A 19890-nucleotide genomic window follows, 5' to 3' on the forward strand; every position below is an offset into this window, starting at 1 on the left:
CCCGTGCCCTTCCCCCCTCCCCCCGCCTGCACGAGGGGGGAAGGACACAGGCGTGAGCCCGCCCGTCGGCGGGTGTCCGCTCAGGCGAGTTCGCGCCCGCGCGTCTCCGGCAGGCCGAGCAGGGCCAGCGCCGCGATGCCGTAGGCCAGCGCCGCGAACACCAGCGCTCCGCCGACGCCCCAGCTGTCGGCCATGGCCCCCACCAGCGTCGGGAAGAAGGCGCCGAGTCCGCGCCCGACGTTGTACGTGAAGCCCTGGCCCGTGCCCCGTACGGAGGTCGGGTACAGCTCCGCGAGGAAGGAGCCGAAACCGCTGAAGATGGCGGACATGCAGAAGCCGAGCGGGAAGCCCAGCACCAGCAGCAACCCGTTGGCGTGCGCCGGCACATGGGTGTAGCCCATGACGCATCCGGCGGAGAGCGCGGCGAAGAGCGCGATGGTCGCCTTGCGGCCCAGCAGGTCGGTCAGATAGCCGCCGGTGAGATAGCCGGCGAAGGCCCCCGCGATCTGCGCCGCGAGGAACCCGCCCGTGGTCACCACGGTCAGCCCGCGCTCTCCGCCGAGGAAGGCGGGCACCCAGGTGGCGAGGGTGTAGTAGCCGCCCTGCACGCCGGTCGCCAGCAGGGAGGCGAACAGCGTGGTGCGCAGCAGACCGGGCCGGAAGAGCGCGGCGAACGAGCCGCGTTCGGCGCTCTCCAGCCGCCGCGCCGCCACGGGGGCGTCGCTCACGTGCCTGCGGACGTAGAACACCAGGAGCGCGGGCAGTGCCCCGGTGAAGAACATGACGCGCCAGGCCAGCCCGTCGTCCAGCAGCCCGAAGACGGCCGTGTACACGAGCACGGCCAGGCCCCAGCCAACGGCCCAGGCGCTCTGCACCGTGGCGAGCGTACGGCCGCGGTGGCGTGCCGAGGTGTACTCGGCCACGAGCACGGCACCCACGGCCCACTCGCCGCCGAAGCCCAGCCCCTGGAGCGCGCGGAAGACCAGCAGCGTCTCGTAGTTGGGCGCGAGGCCGCACAGCACCGTGAAGACCGCGTAGGTGATCACCGTGATCAGCAGCGCCCGCACCCGGCCGAAGCGGTCGGCGAGAATGCCGGCCAGCGCGCCGCCGAGCGCGGACACCACCAGGGTGACGGTGGCCAGGAGGCCGGTCTCGCCGCTGCTGAGCCCGAAGTACGCCGCGATGGCGACCATGCCGAGCGGCAGCGCGTAGAAGTCGTACGAGTCCAGGCCGTACCCGCCGAACGCGCCGGCGAAGGCATGGCGCCCACGGGGGCCGAGGTCGCGGAACCAGGCGAAGGGCCCGCCGTCGTCGCTGTTGGTGCCGTCCCCGTGGGGGTCGGGGTTGTCGGGGGCGCTGGTGTCGTCGGCTTTGCCGAGCTTCTCGTCGGGTCCATGGGGCTTCGGGCGCGGCGTCTCTCCAGGGGGCCGGGCCGCTGGTGTCGTGCTCATGGGTACCTCGCAGGCAACGGGCCGGCACCTCCGTGGTGCGCGGCAACTCTGGGGCCTTGGGGCGGAGTTGGGCCCACCGTGGGCATCGTCCGCACTTCCACGTATAGAGGATTGTTGAACGATTCGGCAATCCTCACGTTGTCATGTTCTTCGCGGTGGGGTTCACTTCAGCCATGAGCGACGACGTGCTGGACGAACTCGCCGCCGACCGAAATCTGTTGAGCCGTACGAGTACGGCGGAGCGGGTCGCCGACATCCTGCGCAGCCGGATCATCGAGGGTGCCTTCCGTCCAGGAGCGCGGCTGCCCGAGGAAGAGATCGGCGCAGCGCTGGGTGTCTCGCGCAACACGCTCCGCGAGGCGTTCCGCCTGCTCACCCACGAACGGCTGCTCGCGCACCGCCTCAACCGGGGCATGTTCGTACGGGTGCTCACCGTCGAGGACCTGGAGGACATCTACCGCGTGCGTTCCCTCGTGCAGTGCGCGGTCCTGCGCGCGCTGGGGGAGCCCCCGTATCCGCTGGCCGCGCTGGAATCGGCCGTCACGGCGGGACGTGGCGCCTCCTCCGAGGCACGCTGGCGGGACCTGGGTACGGCCAACATGCGGTTCCACCAGGCGATGGTGGAATTGGCCGGAAGCCCGCGCACGGACGCGCTGATGCGCGGCGTCCTGGCCGAACTGAGGCTCGTCTTCCACGTGATGGACGATCCGCGCCGCTTCCACGAGCCCTACCTCGTACGCAACGAGGAGATCCTGCGCACCCTCCAGCAGGGCGAGGCGGCCGAGGCCGAACGCCTCCTCGCCGCGTATCTGGACGACTCCCGCAGTCAGCTGGCCGGCGCCTACGCGACCACGGACGTGCCCCGCGCGAGGGACGGGAGCACGGTGTACGGGAGCGCTGTGCACGGGCGTACGGCGGGTGAGCGTACGGCTGACGGGCGCTGATCCGGGCCCGGTGGGGGACCGGGTGCTGATCCAGTCCGGTGGCGGACCGGGCGAGGGGTCGCGCACGTGTCCCGCGTAGGATCACCGGGGCCGCGCCGACAGGTGTGTCCTGTGCCCGGCCGGACGGCGCCTCCGGGACGCAGCCGCCGGGCCGCGCTTCCGGACCCGTAGGCCCCGTAGTCGGTCGGGGCCGGGCGGGGGACGAGCGGGGAACGGGCGGGACGGAACGCCACATCCGTGCCGTTTCGGCTCTTGTCAGTGGGACCGCTTAATGTGTCCGTCGTGACTGAGCACGCCGCTACGACAGCGAGGACCACCATGACGGGGACCAGTGTGTCCTCGCGCCCTCCGGCCCCCGGCCCCGCAGCCGACGAGGGTCTGGCCCGCCGTCTCCGCGCGCTCGCCTGCACCGCGCCCCTGCACGACCTGGACACCCGCAAGGCCAATCTCGCGGGGGAGTACAGCACGTACGAGATGGCGGAGCTGGCGCTCGCCGCCATCGACCACGTCACGCTCCAGATGGACTTCGACACCGGAGCCGACCACGAGCAGATAGTCGCCAGGCTCCTGCCCCGCGTCGCCGCGCAGGCCCCGGCCAGGGACAGCGCCGAGCACGAGCGTGTGGCCCGCTGGGTGTTGGAGAACCTTCTGAACGTCGGCAGCGTCGACCGCGGCTTCCGCGCCGTGTACGGCACGTTCGGACCCGACGGCGTCTATGTGCGCAGGGACTACGACTTCAAGCTCATCGAGGAGGTGCCGGGTCCCGGCGGCAGCGTCTATCTGCGCACCACGGACGAGGCCGTCAACGTCCTGGTGGGCGCCCTCGACACCGATGTCACCAGCGCCCAGATCGCCGCCGAGGTCAAGCTGGAGGTCCTCATCAGCAGGGGCCGCCTCGCCGACGCGCAGCTCGCAGCAGAACAGGCCCGCTACCGCACCGTGCAGTACGCGGAGACGCTGCGCCGCACCCTGGAGGCCACACGCCGCGACGTGCGCGCGGTCGACTGGCTCAGCGCGGTGCCCGACATGATCAGCGAGGCGCTCGACCACGTCGCCGACAGGTACCGGCACGAGAACGCGATCCTCACCAACATCCGCAAGGCACGCGACGAGGCCGCCTCGGAGCGGGGCCCTGACCACAAGCGCAGAGCCGCCGAGCTGGTCGACATCGTCAAGGACTGCATCCGCCGCCACACCCAGCTCCAGTCCCGGCTGCTGGAGGCGGGCCCGCTCTTCCGCGCCGAGCAGGACCGCCAGGCTTTCGCCCCGCCCGCTGCGCGCGCCGGCACCGACCTGTACGGCCAACTGCTCGCCCCCGTACTGGAGTTGGAGGTCGAACGCGCCAGCAGGGTGACCGATGCGTTCTTCGCCGGGGGAGCGGGCCTGCGCACTCCGGGCGCCGTCCGCATGGGCGACCTGGTCGACCTGCTCCTCACCCCGCCCGCGCCCCGCGAGCACCTCGGGGCCGAGATGCCCGAACCCGACCTGGTGGCCACGCCCGACGACAGCCGCTTCAGCGAGGCGCAGATGGAGTCGGCGTCGGAGCTGCTCGAACTCCCGGCCGACGCGCCCCGCCGCCTCTCCGGACTGCTCGCCGACGCACGCCGCCGTGATCCCGAACTCCCGTACCTCGTCGCCCTGTTGGCCGTCCATGCGGCCAGTCCGCCGGTGGGCACCGCCTACCGCCAGGGCGAGGAGCGCCTCCTGTTCGCCGTCGACGACGGCACCCAGCTCGACGACCCGGAGTTCGGCGGCGCCGACCTCATCGTGGGCACGGCGCTGCTGGACGCGGCGGGGATGGCGGCGGACAGGACGGAGGCCGCGTGAGCGCGGAGCACCACCAGCAGCGACGAGATGAGCGAACGTGACTGACTACGAACAGGAAGCCGGGACGGCGGAACCCGCCGCGTCCCCGGCGTCCCCGGCATCCCCGGCGTCCCAGACCGCTTCTGCGACCCCGGCCGCCTCTGCCTCCTCCGCGGTCCCGTCCTCCGCGCCGAGCCCGAAGGCCGCGCAGCACGTCACACCGGCCGACGCGGCCGACGCGGCGCGGCTCGTCTCGCTCGGGCTGCACCCCAAGCTGATCCCGGCCCGCGATGTCGAGTACACCGAACTGCTGCGCCGGTACCGCGACGAGCCCGCTTTCGCGCGCCTCGCCGACGCCGTCGCCACCGGCCTCGGCCTGGTCGTGCTGGAGGTCTCCACCCGCGCCGGCATGGCACTCGCTGCCGACGAGGACTCCGTCTTCGCCGTCCGCATGGGCGACTACGCACGCCGCGCGACCGCCGATTCGGCCGACCGCTTCCTGCACGGCCTCGCCCACCTCGCCGTCGCCGCCATGGCCTTCCCCCGGCCCGAAGACCTCGCCGACGACGGCTACATCGGCCGTATCACCGTCAACGGCGTCGACTCCTTCGTCCGCCAGGCATGCCGCCGCCTGGACGAACGCGCCGAGGCCGAGGGCGAGAACACCGACCCGGCCACCGAGGCGCCGGGTCTTGAGGCCGGCTGGCGTGTCTACGCCCGCCGCAGCTCCACGGGAGCCACCAAGGACGCGCGGCGGCTCGCCGGTTCGACCACGGGCATCATCGCTAAGGCGGTCGGCTTCCTCGCGGACTCCGGGTTCCTCCAGCGCACCGGGGACGACGCGGGCGGCACGTACCGCACAACGGCCCGCTACCAACTCCAGGTCCGCGACATGGCGGGCAGCGCCGCCATGGCCGAACTGCTGGAGCTGGGCGTGGTCCCCGTCTCCGACGGCACGGCCAGCCTGCTGCCACCGCAGGACGCCGAAGGGCTGGAGCTGGCACCGGACGCCGGTCTGCCCTTCCACTCCTGAGCCCACCCACCCGGTACTCCGGCCCGACCCCCCTCGGACTCCGTGACCGCGCCCCCTCCGTGACCGCACGCGCTTCTAGGACCACCACCCACCCGCACTTCCCGCACCACCCACCTCTCAGACCACACGGGCGCCGCCCGTCCGACGAACCCCACAGACACGAGAGCCCGCCGCCATGTACGAGCTGTCCCGGATTCGCCTCTACTCCATCGGACCCGCCGGTGCGCGCTACGCCGACACCGTGCTGGACCTGCGCGGAGTCGGCGTACCCGTGCCCAGCCCTGCTCCGGCGCAGGCCGACTTCTTCGAGGAGGAGCCGCAGGGGCCGCCCCGCCGTCCCGCACCGGCCGGTGTGCTCTTCCTGGAGAACGGGGGCGGCAAGTCCGTTCTCCTGAAGCTGATCTTCTCCGTGATGCTCCCGGGGCACCGCAACACCCTGGGCGGGGCCAGCTCCGGTGTGCTGCGCAAGTTCCTGCTCGCCGACGACTGCGGGCACGTCGCGCTGGAGTGGCAGCACACCAGGACCGGCGAGACCATCGTCGTCGGCAAGGTCAGCGAGTGGCGCGGGCGGCAGGTCTCGGGCGACCCCAGGAAGTTCGCCGAGGCGTGGTACTCGTTCAGGCCGGGGCCAGGCATGTCCCTGGACTCCCTCCCCGTCGCCGAGTCAGCCGCGCTGCGGCCGGCGGCCGAGGGCGCCTCCTCGGCGCGCGGCAGGCGGCGCACCATGAAGGGCTTCCGCGACGTCCTCACGGAGACCGGCAAGGCGTATCCGAACCTGGACGTCGCCTGGGAGGAGATCCAGGAGCGCTGGAACGAACACCTGACAGGGCTCGGCCTGGACCCCGAACTCTTCCGCTACCAGCGCGAGATGAACGCCGACGAGGGCGAGGCCGCCGGCCTGTTCGCCGTCAAGAACGACTCGGACTTCACCGACCTGCTGCTGCGCGCCGTCACCGACACCCGTGACACCGACGGCCTCGCCGACCTCGTGCACGGCTTCGCGCACAAGCTCGGCCGCCGCGCCGAACTCACCGCTGAACGCGACTTCACGGCGGGCTCCCTCGACCTGCTCCAGCGCATCACCGAGTCGGCCGAGTCCCGCGCGCAGGCCCGCGAGATCCACACCGGGGCCGAGCGCCGCACCCGCGCCCTCGCGCACCGCCTCTTCGCGCGCGGCACCCAGGAGCGTGGCCGCGCTGCCGAGCTGGCCGAACAGGTCGCCCAGGCGCAGGAGTCCGTCACAGCGGCCGAGGACACCCGTTCCCGTGCCTCCCTCGTCTCCGCCGAACTCGCCTACCGCCATGCCTCCCTCGCGCTCGCCGACGCGGAGAAGTCGGCGGCACGGCAGAAGCGCGAGCTGAGCGAGGCCCGTACGCTGCACTCCGCCTGGCAGGCGGCCGAGACGGTGCTCGCGCACCGTGCGGCGGCCGACCGTTCGGCCCGTGTGGCCGCCGCCATCCAGGAGGCCGAACGCGACGCCGCGCCGGCGCTCGCCGCCCGCGCCACGGCCGCCACAGCGCTCGTACGTGCCCTCAACGCGGCAGCGGCTGACGGCGAGCGGATCGCCGTCGAACAGGAGGAGCGCTCGGCCGCGCTCCAGGGCGAGAGCGAGAGCGCGCACCGCGACGCCACAGCCGCGGCCACCGAGGCCCAGCGCGCGCGCAGCGAGAGCGACCACCTGCGCCAGCGCCTCACCGAGGTCGAACAGGAGACGGCAGAGGCTGTACGCGCCGGCTGGCTGGACGACTCCGACCCGGACGCCGATCCCGCACGTGCGGCGCTCGCGGCCAGCGAGGCGGAGAAGACCACCGTCGCCGCTTTCGACGCCGCCAGGGAAGCCGCACAGGGCTGCGCCGAGCGGGCCCGCGAGGCGGCCTCCCAGCACACGGCGGCCGAACTCGCCGCCGCACGCGCCGCCGACGCTGCCGAGGCGGCCGAGGCGGCCCACACGGCTGAGCGCGCAGCGGCCGAGGCACTCGGCGCCGAGGAGCGCCTGGCCGAACTGCTCGGTCTGCCCTCGGCGCAGGGCACCCGTACGGCGCGGCAGGGCGCAGAGCGCCTCCCTGGCCACCGCGCCGCGCAGGGTACGGCGAAGGCGGGGCAGCCCGCGGCCGACGGCGCCCAGGACGCACCCGCCCAGGGCCCGCTGACCGCCGAGGAGTTGGACCGTAACGCGGAGGCCCTCCGCGAGCTGCTGGACGAGGGCGTGGCGGCGGCCGAGCGCCAGCTGTTTGAGCTGCGTACGGACGCGGCCGAGGACTCCCGCATGCTCGGTGCGCTCGGCGACGGCGGACTGCTGCCTCCGGGGCCCGATGTCACGGCGACCGTCGAGTTCCTGGGCGAGCACGGCATCCCGGCGCTGCCGGGCTGGCGCTATCTCGCACAGGCCGTCGACCCGGCCGACCACGCCGCCGTGCTCTCCGCGCGTCCCGAACTGGTCGACGGCATCGTCATCACCGACCCCGACAGCCACGCACGCGCCCGCGAGGTCCTGGCAGGGGCCGCGCTGCTGCCGCGTTCAGCCGTCGCCGTCGGCACGGCAGCCGCACTCCTCGCGCCCACGCCCGCACCGGGCACGGGAGACGGCAGCGGTGATACGGGGGTCTTCCTCGTGCCGCCGAACCCGGCGATGCACGACGAACGGGCGGCCGACGACGAGCGCCGCCAGCTGCGCGAGCGTGCGGCCGGCCGGGACGAGGAGATCAGGGCGCTCGCCGCGCGCCTGTCGGCCGACCGGGGCCTCGCCGCGCGGCTCGCCTCCTGGCGTACCGGCTGCCCCGAGGGGCAGCTCGCCGAACTCGCCACGGCGGCTGCCGAGGCCCGCGAGGCTGCCGAGGCCGCACGCCTCCGCCTGACCGAGGCACGGAGCGCGCGGGAGGAGGCCGACGAGGCAGCGGCCGACACCGCGCGCGTACGCGACGAGCGCCAGGAGGCGGCCCAGCGCTCCCGCCGCAGCGCCGACGCGCTCGCCGGGCTCGCCTTCCGGCTGCGCGAGCGCGTCACCTGGCAGTCCAGGCTGCGGGAGCTGGCCGACGAGGTGGCCGCTGCCGAGGAGCGGGCCGAAGCCCTCGTCGAGCGCGCCCGTTCAGCCGACGACGACCGCCGTGTCGCCCAGCGCGCTGCCGACGACGCGCGCCGCACGGCCCGTACGCTGCGCGCCGAACGCGCCGAGATCGCCGGCGTCCCCGACGAGCCCGAGGGGGCCGAGGGGGCCGAGGGGGCCGGCGCGAGCGAACAGTCCGGCGGGAAGGGCGCCTCCGGGAGCGAGCAGCCCCGGCCGTCCTCGCTGCCCGACCTGCGCGAGGCGTACCGTTCGGCCTCGCAGCTCTACGAGAAGGTCGGTGTCGGCGCCGACCTGCGCGCCGAGCAGGCACGCGCCGAGAGCGACGAGTCGGCGGCGCTCGCCGGCCTCGACCGCCTCACCAACAAGGTCCGCACCCGCGCGGCGCAGCTCCTCGAAGGCCCCGACGGCGCCGACGGCCCCTCCCGCCAGGCCGCTGCCTCACGGGCCGAGGCTCTCGTGCAGAAGCTGGAGGCACGTGGCTCGGACGCCAGCGAACAGCTGGGGCGGCTGCGCGGCGAGGCGGAGCGGCTGGCGCCCGCGAACGGCGAGGCGCACACGGACCTGCCCGACGACCTGGTGCCGGCCGACGCGGCGCAGGCCCAGACGCTGCTGCGTACGGCCAACGCCGAACTCGCCGCACGCGGGGACGAGTTGGAGGCGGCGAGGTCGGCGCACAGCCAGCTCGTACGCGCGCACACGGCGGCCGAGGACGCGGCGGGCGGCTTCGACGAGACGGCGACAACCCTGCGCGACCTGCTCCGCGACCCGCACGCGGCACCCGGCGAACAGGGCAGCGAGGAGCGCCCCGAACCGTACGCGGGCACACCGGCCGAGGCACGCCAGGCGGCGGCCGAGGCCCGGCGCTCGCTGCGCGGCTGCGCCGCCGACCTCACGGCGGCCGAGCAGGCACTGCGCGAGACGTGCGACGTACTCGTACGGCACGCCAACTCCACCCGCTACGAGCAGGTGCGCACCCCGGCACGCCAGCAGATCCGGGAGCTGCCCGCCTCGTCGCTGCCCGAGCACGCGGCGGCATGGGCCGCGGCCTTCGCGCCGCGGCTGCGCGTCCTCACCGACGAGCTGGCGCAGTTGGAGCGCAACCGCGACAGCATCGTCGACCGGCTGCGCGGCCTCGTGGAGTCCTCCCTCACCACCCTGCGCTCCGCGCAGCGCCTCTCCCGGCTGCCCGAGGGGCTGGGGGAGTGGTCGGGCCAGGAGTTCCTGCGGATCCGCTTCGAGGACCCCGACCAGGCGACGCTGACCGAGCGGCTGGGCGAGGTCATCGACGAGGCCACGCGCTCAGCCGTGCGGAAGAACTCGGATCTGCGGCGGGACGGAATGTCCCTGCTGCTGCGCGGGGTTCAGGCGGCGCTCCAGCCGCGCGGCGTCTCCGTCGAGATCCTCAAGCCGGACGCCGTACTGCGCGCCGAGCGGGTGCCGGTGGGGCAGATGGGAGATGTCTTCTCGGGCGGCCAGCTGCTGACGGCCGCGATCGCGCTCTACTGCACGATGGCGGCGCTGCGCAGCAACGACCGGGGTGACGACAAGCACCGGCACGCGGGCACGCTCTTCCTCGACAACCCCATCGGGCGTGCCAACGCGACCTATCTGCTGGAGCTGCAGCGTGCCGTCGCCGACGCGCTCGGCGTCCAACTCCTCTACACCACGGGCCTGTTCGACACCACGGCGCTCGCGGAGTTCCCGCTCGTGATCCGGCTGCGCAACGACGCCGACCTGCGTGCCGGGCTGAAGTACATCAGCGTCGAGGAGCATCTGCGGCCAGGACTGCCCGCCGGCGAGGGCGAGGAGGGCGAGCCGTCCGTGCACGGTGAGATCACCGCGACGAGGATGTACCGGCGCCCCGGGGACGAGCGGGACGAGCGGGAGGAACAGGGCGACCCGGACCCGGACCCGGCCCCGGTCCCGCCCCTGTCCCGGGCTGAGGGTGCCCCGCGTGCGCACGCTGAGGTGGAGGCGCCGGGTGAGCCGGATGGCCCGCAGGACGTGACGCCCGTGCCTCGCCCGGCACGGGGCGGCCCGGAGGACGCCGTGCGTCCTTAGCCGCCGCGGCACGCGCGCGCCGGCGGGCCGCGCTGCTGGGCTCCGAGACCACGCCGTTGCGCTGCACCCACACCTGCCGCGTGATCCATACGTCCAGCACGGCCCATGTCGCCACAACCGTGCTGGCCACCGTGGACAGCACCATCGGGAACGCCAGCCACACGGTGGCGAGCGAACAGAAGAACGCCACCATGAGCTGAACCAGCGTCAGCGCACCGATGATGACGGCGCGTACGGCGGCTGCGCGTACCGGGTCCGGAAGACGGCTCTTCGCGTACATGACCTTCACTCCCCCTTCACGACCCCTCGGTGTACCCACGGTTCCATAAACGTGTCCTGCGCCACAATCTGCGAACGCGCACCCGGGCATCGACGGACAACTCAGGATGAGGCACCCTGGACGGCCTGTTCCCCCTCCCGTACATATCTACGAGTTGGCCGAACGCGAGTAGTAAGCTCACGCCGTTTGCTGTCGGTATACGCCCCCGAGCGCTGGGGTTGACGTAGGGGAGGCCATGCGCTTTCGCGGGAAGTCGATCCGCCGGAAGATCGTGGTGCTGCTTCTGGTGCCGCTGGTCTCCCTCGTCTCGATCTGGGGCTTCGCCACCTACATCACCGCGACGGAAGCCAACAGGCTGCTGCGGCTCGACGAGGTCACCCACAAGGTCGGTGACCCCACGGAGGAGACCGTCCAGGCCATCCAGCGCGAGCGGCGCCAGATCCTCGTGTACCTGGCCGACCCGCGGCGCACCGACGGGCTGACCAAGCTGCACAAGCTCCAGCGCCAGACCGATGCCAAGGTCTCCGTCATCAGGAAGAACGCGGCGGACAGCGGCCTGCGTTCCGATCTGGGCGCCGATGCCACCGCACGCCTCGACGACCTGCTCGGGGCGCTCGACGGGCTGGACAAGCTGCGCGAGAAGGCCGAGGACAACACCATCACGCGGGGCGGCGCCTTCCAGGCGTACAACGAACTGGTCGACCCCGCCTACGCGTTCGTCAGCTCCCTCAGCAGCGTCGACAACGTCGACCTGGAGAAGCAGGGCCGCGCGCTCGTCGGGGTCACCCGCGCCCGCGAGTACCTGTCCCGCGAGGACGCGCTGATGGCCGCCGCCTATGTCGCGGGGCAGTTCACCAAGGGCGACCAGCGCGCGCTGTCCGACCGTGTCGCCGAGCGCAACATCACCTACCAGACCAACCTGCCCTCGATTCCCGCCGACGACCGGCGCGCTTTCGAGAACTACTGGGACGGCACCGACGGCCGTACCCTGCGCGGCTACGAGGACGCCGTCATCGCCGCGGGCCCGCGCAGCACCTCGGGGCCCGTGAGCGCCGTGCGGTGGCGGGCGGCGATGACCACGGCACTCGACGACCTCGACCGCATGAGCGTCGAGGCGGCCGAACGGCACCAGGAGCGCATCGCCCCCGTCGCCACCAAGGTCCTCATCCAGGCCGCCGCGGCAGGCGTCCTCGGCTTCCTCGCCGTGCTGGCCTCGCTCGTCATCTCGTTCCGCGTCGGCCGTGGCCTGGTGCGCGACCTCAACATCCTGCGCAAGGACGCCAACGAGTCCGCCGGAGTGCGCCTGCCCAGCGTCATGCGGCGCCTGGCCTCCGGTGACCAGGTCGATGTCGAGACCGAGTCGCCCCGGCTCGACTACCCGCCGGACGAGATGGGACAGGTCGGGCAGGCGCTCAACACACTCCAGCGCGCCGCGGTCGAAGCGGCCGTCAAACAGGCCGACATGCGGCGCGGTGTCTCCGAGGTCTTCGTCAACCTCGCCCGCCGCAACCAGGTCCTGCTGCACCGCCAACTCACCCTCCTCGACGCCATGGAGCGCCGCACCGAGGACGCCGACGAACTCGCCGACCTCTTCCGGCTCGACCATCTCACCACCCGCATGCGCCGGCACGCCGAGGGACTGGTGATCCTCTCCGGCGCCGCGCCCTCGCGGCAGTGGCGCAAGCCCGTACAGCTCATGGACGTCGTCAGGGCCGCCGTCGCCGAGGTCGAGGACTACGAGCGCATCGAGGTGCGCCGGCTGCCCCGGCTCGCCGTCGACGGCAGCGCCGTCGCCGACCTCACCCACCTCATCGCCGAACTGCTGGAGAACGCCACGGTGTTCTCGCCGCCGCACACCGCCGTACAGGTGCTGGGCGAGCGCGTCGCCAACGGCTTCACCCTGGAGATCCACGACCGCGGCCTGGGCATGACGGCCGAGGCGCTGCTCGACGCGAATCTGCGGCTCGCCGAGACCCCCGAGTTCGAGCTGTCCGACACCGACAGGCTCGGCCTGTTCGTCGTCTCCCGCCTCGCCCAGCGCCAGGGCGTACGCGTCTCGCTCCAGCCCTCTCCGTACGGCGGCACGACCGCCGTTGTCCTGATACCCGGCGCCGTCCTCACCGAGACCCCCGACCGCGACGACGAGGTGACGGGTCAGGGCACGCACCGTACGGCGCTGGAAGGCGGTTCACGGGGCGAGCGGAACGGCGACCGCGCGGGGCCCGGGGAGCGCGAGCTGACCGAGGCACTGGCGCAGACGCCCGTCCCGCTGCTGGAAGGCGGCGCCGAACGGCGCGCACTCGGCAGCCAGGGGCGCCCCGTCGACGGGCCTGTCGAACTTGAGGCACCGTTCGAAGGTCTGGAAGGACCAGACAGCGGCGGCAGGCTCTTCCGTAAGCGCGACCGCACACCGCCCTCCTCCGTCCCGACGGGAGAGCAGCACCAGCAGGCGCGCGACGAGTCCGAGTCCGGCCCCTCCTCCCGTACGACGGCGGACCGTACGGCAGCGGACCGTACGACCGAGGACGAAGCCGGCACCGGGGCGCCCGAGGACACGGGGCGGCCCACGCCCCTGCCACGACGCCGTCCCGGAGCACCGGTACTGGTCTCCGACCACGGGCGCCCGGTCGACAACGGACGTACCGCCGACAAGAACCGCCAGCCGGACAGCGGACGTTCGGGCGAGAACGGGCGCTCGGGGGACAACGGCCGTTCCGGCGCCGGAGGGCCCGCGGCGCTCCCGCGCCGGGAGAAGCCGGCGGGCGCCCCCTCGGCGGGCGCCCAGGCAGCCCCGGCGGTGACCCGCGAAGCGGGAGGGCGCGCGGAGCCTGAGCGGGACCGCAGGCCCAGCGTCGGTGGCCTGCCGCGCCGCGTACGCCAGGCCAGCCTCGCACCGCAGTTGCGCGCGGACGGCGCCGCCGGCGACGGCCAGGAGCCCGGCACGGCTCCCGGCCGCACCGCACCGGCCGACACGGGCGAGCGCGACGCCGACGAGGTGCGCAGCAGGATGGCCTCGCTCCAGCGCGGCTGGGAACGTGGCAGGCAGCACAGTGAATCGGACACATACGGCGCGTACGGTGCGTCCAGAGAACCAGACCCGTCGGGGGACGACGCGGGGGAGACAGCACACGGAACGACACCGGAGGGGGACGGTCGATGACCGCACCGAAAGCCGCAGCGCACAATCAGCCCAAGAGCGGTGAACTCAACTGGCTCCTCGACGAGTTGGTCGAGCGCGTCGGCAGCATCCGCAAGGCGCTCGTACTCTCGGGGGACGGCCTCGCCAGAGGCACCTCGCAGGGCCTCACCCGTGAGGACGGCGAGCATCTGGCGGCCGTGGCCTCCGGCTTCCACAGCCTCGCCAAGGGCGTCGGCCGGCACTTCGGCGCCGGTGGCGTCCGCCAGACGGTCGTGGAGCTGGACGAGGCGTTCCTCTTCGTCACGGCGGCGGGCGACGGAAGCTGCCTCGCCGTGCTCTCGGACGCCGACTCCGACGTGGGTCAGGTCGCGTACGAGATGACCCTGCTCGTCAAGCGGGTCGGTGTGCACCTGGGCACCGCACCCCGCATGGGCCCCGCCGGTGGCACCGGTACCGACTGACATGAAGGACCGGTGGTTCGACGACGCGGCAGGACCTGTGGTGCGGCCGTACGCGATGACGCGTGGCCGCACACGCAGCAGCGCCGAGGAGGCACCGCTCGATCTCATCGCCCTGGTGATCGCGGATGTCGACGGCGAGGAGGACGTCCAGGACGACCACTCGCTCGCGCCCGAGCACGTCGACATCGTGACGTACTGCCGCCGCTCGTCCCTCTCGGTCGCCGAACTGGCCGCCGAACTCGACCTGCCCGTCGGGGTCGTACGCGTCCTGATCGGCGACCTGGTGAAGGCGGAGCTGGTCCATGTCACCCGTCCCGTCCCTCCGGCCGAACTGCCGGACGAGAGCATCCTCAGAGAGGTGATCAATGGTCTTCGGGCGCTCTAAGCGGAGCGGCAAGGCCGCACCCGCCGAGCCGGTCACGCTGAAGATCCTGGTGGCAGGCGGCTTCGGGGTCGGCAAGACGACGCTGGTCGGCGCCGTCAGCGAGATCAAGCCGCTGCGCACGGAGGAGACTCTGAGCGAGGCGGGACGGCCGGTGGACAACACCGAGGGGGTGGAGGCGAAGTCCACGACCACGGTCGCCATGGACTTCGGTCGCATCACCATCAACGAGCAGCTGGTCCTGTACCTGTTCGGCACCCCGGGCCAGGACCGCTTCTGGTTCCTGTGGGACGAGTTGGCGCAGGGCGCGCTGGGCGCCGTGGTGCTCGCCGACACGCGCAGGCTGGAGGACAGCTTCGCCGCCGTCGACTACTTCGAGCGGCGCGGCATCCCCTTCACCGTCGCCGTCAACTGCTTCGACGGCGCCGAGCGCTACCCGCTGGAGACGGTGCGGGAGGCGCTGGACCTCGACGGCGAGGTGCCCGTCATGCTGTGTGACGCGCGCCGCAGGGAGTCGTCCCGCGACGTGCTCGTCTCCGTCGTCGAACACGCCATGCACGCCTCGGCGCAGGCAGCGGCGGCTGCGGCCTCCCGCGAGCCCGCCACCACCTGACGAGCACGGCGCGTGCCCCGCCGTCCAGGGCGCGCGCCGTGCCCGCGTGCGGTGGGTGTGCGCCCGGAAGGGGCACGGGGAACTGCGCGAGCAGCCCTCACTCACCCGCAGCCGAAACACTTCCCACAAGCGGCAGGGCCCTAGCTCTCCTCCTCGTGCCAGCCGAAGCTGCGCTCGACGGCCTTGCGCCAGTTGCCGTACTCGCGGTCCCGCTCCTCCGCGCTCATGCGCGGCGTCCACTCGGCATCGCGCTTCCAGTGCGCACGCAGCTCGTCCAGGTCCGACCACACGCCGGTCGCCAGCCCGGCCGCGTAGGCGGCGCCCAGACATGTCGTCTCGGCCACCACGGGGCGGATCACCGGCACGTCCAGCACATCCGACTGATGCTGCATCAGCAGCCCGTTGACGGTCATGCCGCCGTCGACCTTCAGCGCGGTGATGCGCACGCCGGAGTCCTCGTACATGGCGTCCACGACCTCCCGTGTCTGCCAGCTCGTCGCCTCCAGCACCGCGCGCGCCAGGTGCGCCTTGGTGACGTAGCGGGTCAGCCCGGTGATGACGCCGCGCGCGTCGGAGCGCCAGTACGGCGCGAAGAGGCCCGAGAAGGCGGGCACGATGTACGCGCCGCCGTTGTCCTCCACGCTGGCGGCGAGCGGCTCGATCTCGGACGCGTCGCCGATGATGCCGAGCTGGTCCCTGAACCACTGGACGAGGGCCCCGGTGATCGCGATGGACCCCTCCAGACAGTAGACGGGCGGCTCGCCGCCCAACTGGTAGCCCATCGTCGTCAGGAGGCCGTTCTTGCTGGGCACGGGCCGGTTGCCGGTGTTGAGCAGCAGGAAGGAACCCGTGCCGTAGGTGTTCTTGGCCTCGCCGACGCCGTAGCACGTCTGGCCGAAGACGGCGGCCTGCTGGTCACCGAGCGCCGAGGCGACGGGCACCCCGGCGAGCTGCCCGACGGCCGTGCCGTACACCTCGGACGAGGGGCGGATCTCGGGCAGCACGGCGGCCGGCACGCCCATGGCGTCCAGCACGGACTGGTCCCACTCCAGGGTCTCCAGGTTCATCAGCATGGTGCGGGAGGCATTGGTGACGTCCGTGACGTGCCTGCCGCCCTCCGTGCCGCCCGTGAGGTTCCAGATGAGCCAGGAGTCGATGGTGCCGAAGGCGATCTCACCGTTGACGGCGCGCTGCCGCAGCCCCGGCACGTTGTCGAGCAGCCAGGCGACCTTGGGGCCCGCGAAGTAGCTGGCGAGCGGCAGGCCCGTACGGTCGCGGAAGCGGTCCTGGCCGTCGCTCGCGCCGAGTTCCGCGCACAGCGCGGAGGTACGGGTGTCCTGCCAGACGACGGCGTTGTGCACCGGCTCGCCGGTGGCGCGGTCCCACAGGACGGTGGTCTCGCGCTGGTTGGTGATGCCGACGGCGCTGAGCTGGTCGGTGCGCAGTCCCGCGCCTGTGAGCGCGCCCGCCACCACGGCCTGCACCTTGGACCAGATCTCGGTGGCGTCGTGCTCGACCCAGCCGGGTTTGGGGAAGATTTGCCGGTGCTCGCGCTGGTCGACGGCGACGACGCCGCCGTCCTGGTTGAAGATGATGCACCGGCTGGAGGTGGTTCCCTGATCGATTGCGGCGACGTACTTGTCCGTCATGGTGTGACGACCCCTCGGGTGAGTGCTGTCGGACGGTGATGCGGGAAGGCGGCCGTCGGTGGGGGAGCGGCCGTGGAGATCAGAAGGCGGCCTTGAATATGAGCGCGCCCAGTGCCCCGCCTGCCAGGGGCCCGACGACCGGCACCCATGCGTAGCCCCAGTCGCTGGTGCCCTTGTTGGGTATCGGCAGCAGCGCGTGCGCGATGCGCGGGCCGAGGTCGCGCGCCGGGTTGATGGCGTAGCCCGTCGGCCCGCCGAGGGAGAGGCCGATGCCGACGACGAGGAACGCCACCAGCAGGCTGCTCAGCCCGCTCTCGCCGATGCCCTTGGTGAGTCCGAAGGCCAGCAGCGGCAGCACCAGTGCGAGGGTGGCGACGGTCTCGGTGAGTACGTTCGCGACGGGCTTGCGCACCTCGGGCGCCGTGGCGAAGATGCCCAGCGTCGGTGAGGCGTTGTCCTTGTCCCTGTTGGCCTCGAACTGGGCGTGGTACGCGACCCAGCACAGCGTGGCGCCGATGAGGGCGCCGATCATCTGCCCGGCGATGTAGAGCGGGACCTTCTCCCAGTTGTCGCCCTCGTTGATGGCGATGCCGAGCGTGACGGCGGGGTTGAGGTGCCCGCCGGAGAGGGTCCCCACGGTGTAGGCACCGGCCATGACGCCGAAGCCCCAGCCGAACGCGACAACGATCCAGTCGGCGTCCTTGGCCTTGGAGAAGCGGAGGTTGACCGCGGCGCACACGCCCGCGCCCAGGAGGATCAGGATCGCCGTGCCGATGATCTCGCCGATGAAGATGTCCCCATTGGAAAACTGGTCCATGACGGCTCCTTGTGCTCTCGGCCGGAGCTTCGGGCTCCGTTCCGTCCAGCGGGATGCGCATGTGCCACCGCTACGGAGCCGACGTCAGGAGGGCAGCGGGGAGCTGGGATCCCCGTTCCGCCGCGTGGGGTGACCTGGCGCCCGCGACGAGCGTGACGGCAGTGTTCAACCCTGCCGGGAGGCAGTCAAGGTTGCGGACGCACCCGGTATCCGGAGCCGCCCGGTCAGCGTACGGCGACCACGGAAGAGCCATGCCCGAACAGCCCCTGGTTCGCGGTGACACCGGCCCGCGCCCCGGCCACCTGGCGCTCACCCGCCCGGCCCCGCAGCTGCCACGCCAGCTCGCACACCTGGGCGATGGCCTGTGCGGGAACCGCCTCGCCGAAGGAGGCCAGGCCCCCGCTGGCGTTGACGGGGATCCGGCCGCCGAGCGCCGTCGCACCCTCGCGCAGCAGTCCGGCGCCCGCACCCGGCGCCGCGAGACCGAGGTCCTCGTACCACTGCAGCTCCAGCGCCGTGGACAGGTCATAGACCTCGGCCAGCGACATGTCGCCGGGCCCGAGACCTGCCTCCTCGTACGCGGCGTGCGCGATGGAGGCGCGGAACCCGCGGTCCTGCGGGGGCACGGCAGCCGCCGAGTCGGTCGCCACGTCCGGCAGATCGAGAACGGTGTTCGGGTAGGAGGGCGAGACCGTCGAGACGGCGCGGATACGCACCAGCGGCCCCTCGGCCGCGTGCCGCCGCGCGAAGTCCATGCTGGAGAGCACCAGCGCGGCCCCACCGTCCGAGGTGGCGCAGATGTCCAGCAGCCGCAGCGGATCGGCGACCACGGCCGAGGCGGCGACCTCCTCCTCGGTGACCGGCTTGCGGTAGCGCGCGTACGGGTTGAGGGCGCCGGCAGCCGCGTTCTTCACCTTGACCCGCGCGAAGTCCTCGCGGGTGTCGCCGTGCACGGCCATCCTGTGCCGCGCGTAGAGCCCGAAGTACGCGGGGTTCGTGGCGCCCAGCAGCCGGAACCGCAGCCAGTCGGGGTCCTCCGGCCTGTCGCCGCCCGCCGGTTTGAAGAACCCCTTGGGCGCCGCGTCGGCGCCCACCACCAGCACCACGTCGGCGAGCCCCGCCAGTATCTGCGCCCTGGCCGTGCCGATCGCCTGCGCCCCCGAGGCACACGCCGCGTACACGCTCGTGACCCGCGCGCCCTGCCAGCCCAGCGCCCGTGCGAACGTCGCCCCGGCCACATAGCCCGGGTAGCCGCCGCGCACGGTGTCGGCGCCGACGACGGAGCCGATGTCCCCCCACGCGAGCCCGGCGTCAGCGAGCGCGGCGCGTGCGGCACGCGTCCCGTACTCCACGAAGGAGTGGCCCCACTTGCCCCACGGATGCATTCCGGCGCCGAGCACCGCGACCTCGCCGCTCACCGGCCCGTCTCCGTGTCCCCGTCGCCCGGCGCGGCCTGGCCGCGCGGCGGAACGGGACCGTCCGCCGGCACCGGATCCATCGTCCGTGGGAGCGGGACCGTCCGCCGGAACAGGATCGTTCATCGGCACCGGACCGTCCGCCGGAACAGGCCCGTCCGTCGGGCCCGGACCGTCCGCCGGAACCGGGCGCCAGTGCCAGGTGGTCCAGCTGTGCTCGCCGTCCTCGTTGAGTACGCCGGGCACCACTTCGGCCTCCATGCCCACGGTGAGGTCCGCCGTGCTCGTACCGGGTGGTGCTTGCCCGAGCACGACCATCCGTTCGGCCTCCAGCTCCACGGCGAGCAGCACATACGGCTCCCACTCGCTGTCCGGGTCCGAGACGTACGGAGCCGGCGGACGGTAGCGCCCGTCCGTGAAGGACCACACGCGCCCCCTGCGCGAGAGCGGCACCTCGTCCAGTTCGCTGCCCGAGCAGCGGGGGTTGCGGCAGAAGGAGTCCTCGCGGGGGAAGAAGACCGAGGCGCACGCCCGGCACCTGGTGCCCAGCAGCGCGAAGTCCTCACCCTCTCCGGCGAACCATCCCTCCACGGCGGCCCTACGTGTGCGCTGCACAGCCTCTCCCCACACCAGAACTGACGGCCCGTCAGGAGTGTGGCACGCGCCGGCGCCGACTGTCACGAGGGTGTCACCGGAAGCTCACATGCGCATACGCCCGCCGGGTCGCCCGAACCGCGGAGGCCCGTTCGGCGTCCAGAGGGACATGAGCGGTGGT

General features: G+C 72.8%; 12 protein-coding genes and 1 pseudogene. 8 read left to right on the plus strand and 5 right to left on the minus strand.

Annotated elements, in window-relative coordinates; genetic code table 11:
• Positions 1-80 precede the first annotated feature (80 nt).
• On the minus strand, positions 81-1451 hold the full coding sequence (locus tag NMN56_RS35460) for an MFS transporter (protein ID WP_274039322.1): 1371 nt from the start codon (positions 1449-1451) through the stop codon (positions 81-83).
• 173 nt (positions 1452-1624) lie between these two features.
• Here NMN56_RS35460 and NMN56_RS35465 point away from each other — a divergent pair, with 173 nt between their 5' ends.
• The 8 genes from NMN56_RS35465 to NMN56_RS35505 all read left to right on the plus strand — a co-directional run bounded on the left by NMN56_RS35465 (position 1625) and on the right by NMN56_RS35505 (position 15234).
• The gene (locus NMN56_RS35465; RefSeq protein WP_274039323.1) at positions 1625-2395 is read left to right on the plus strand and encodes a GntR family transcriptional regulator; all 771 of its coding nucleotides are present in this window, start codon (positions 1625-1627) and stop codon (positions 2393-2395) included.
• Positions 2396-2713: 318 nt separating this feature from the next.
• Entirely contained in the window at positions 2714-4222 is a 1509-nt protein-coding gene (locus NMN56_RS35470; protein WP_274039324.1) for a hypothetical protein, read from the plus strand.
• 37 nt (positions 4223-4259) lie between these two features.
• Complete coding sequence (locus NMN56_RS35475; protein ID WP_274039325.1) at positions 4260-5234, plus strand: hypothetical protein; 975 nt, start codon at positions 4260-4262, stop codon at positions 5232-5234.
• A gap of 175 nt (positions 5235-5409) precedes the next feature.
• Positions 5410-10359: a coiled-coil domain-containing protein gene (locus NMN56_RS35480; RefSeq protein WP_274039326.1), complete on the plus strand. Its 4950-nt coding sequence runs from the start codon at positions 5410-5412 to the stop codon at positions 10357-10359.
• Between the two features lie 515 nt (positions 10360-10874).
• Positions 10875-13799 carry a nitrate- and nitrite sensing domain-containing protein gene (locus NMN56_RS35490; RefSeq protein ID WP_274039327.1) on the plus strand — a complete coding sequence of 975 codons (2925 nt, stop codon included), beginning with the start codon at positions 10875-10877 and terminating at the stop codon, positions 13797-13799.
• Positions 13796-14239 carry a roadblock/LC7 domain-containing protein gene (locus tag NMN56_RS35495; RefSeq protein ID WP_274039328.1) on the plus strand — a complete coding sequence of 148 codons (444 nt, stop codon included), beginning with the start codon at positions 13796-13798 and terminating at the stop codon, positions 14237-14239. The genes NMN56_RS35490 and NMN56_RS35495 overlap by 4 nt, the downstream gene beginning before the upstream one ends.
• Position 14240: 1 nt before the next feature.
• Entirely contained in the window at positions 14241-14624 is a 384-nt protein-coding gene (locus NMN56_RS35500; RefSeq protein WP_274039329.1) for a DUF742 domain-containing protein, read from the plus strand.
• A complete protein-coding gene (locus NMN56_RS35505; protein WP_274039330.1) occupies positions 14605-15234 on the plus strand; it encodes a GTP-binding protein in 630 nt (209 codons plus the stop codon). Before NMN56_RS35500 ends, NMN56_RS35505 begins: the two co-directional genes overlap by 20 nt.
• A 140-nt stretch (positions 15235-15374) precedes the next feature.
• On the opposite strand, the gene glpK is transcribed toward NMN56_RS35505, so the two are convergent.
• The 4 genes and pseudogenes from glpK to NMN56_RS35525 all read right to left on the minus strand — a co-directional run.
• A complete protein-coding gene (glpK, locus tag NMN56_RS35510; protein WP_274039331.1) occupies positions 15375-16883 on the minus strand; it encodes a glycerol kinase GlpK in 1509 nt (502 codons plus the stop codon).
• Between the two features lie 79 nt (positions 16884-16962).
• Positions 16963-17700, minus strand: a complete 738-nt coding sequence (locus tag NMN56_RS35515; protein ID WP_274039332.1) for an MIP/aquaporin family protein — start codon at positions 17698-17700, stop codon at positions 16963-16965.
• 224 nt (positions 17701-17924) lie between these two features.
• Positions 17925-19118 carry a lipid-transfer protein gene (locus tag NMN56_RS35520; protein ID WP_274039383.1) on the minus strand — a complete coding sequence of 398 codons (1194 nt, stop codon included), beginning with the start codon at positions 19116-19118 and terminating at the stop codon, positions 17925-17927.
• A 183-nt stretch (positions 19119-19301) separates the two neighbouring features.
• Positions 19302-19730: pseudogene (locus NMN56_RS35525) on the minus strand (Zn-ribbon domain-containing OB-fold protein); the annotation flags it as partial.
• Positions 19731-19890: the final 160 nt, after the last annotated feature.

It is taken from the genome of Streptomyces iconiensis (genome assembly GCF_028657195.3).
Lineage (GTDB): Bacteria > Actinomycetota > Actinomycetes > Streptomycetales > Streptomycetaceae > Streptomyces > Streptomyces iconiensis.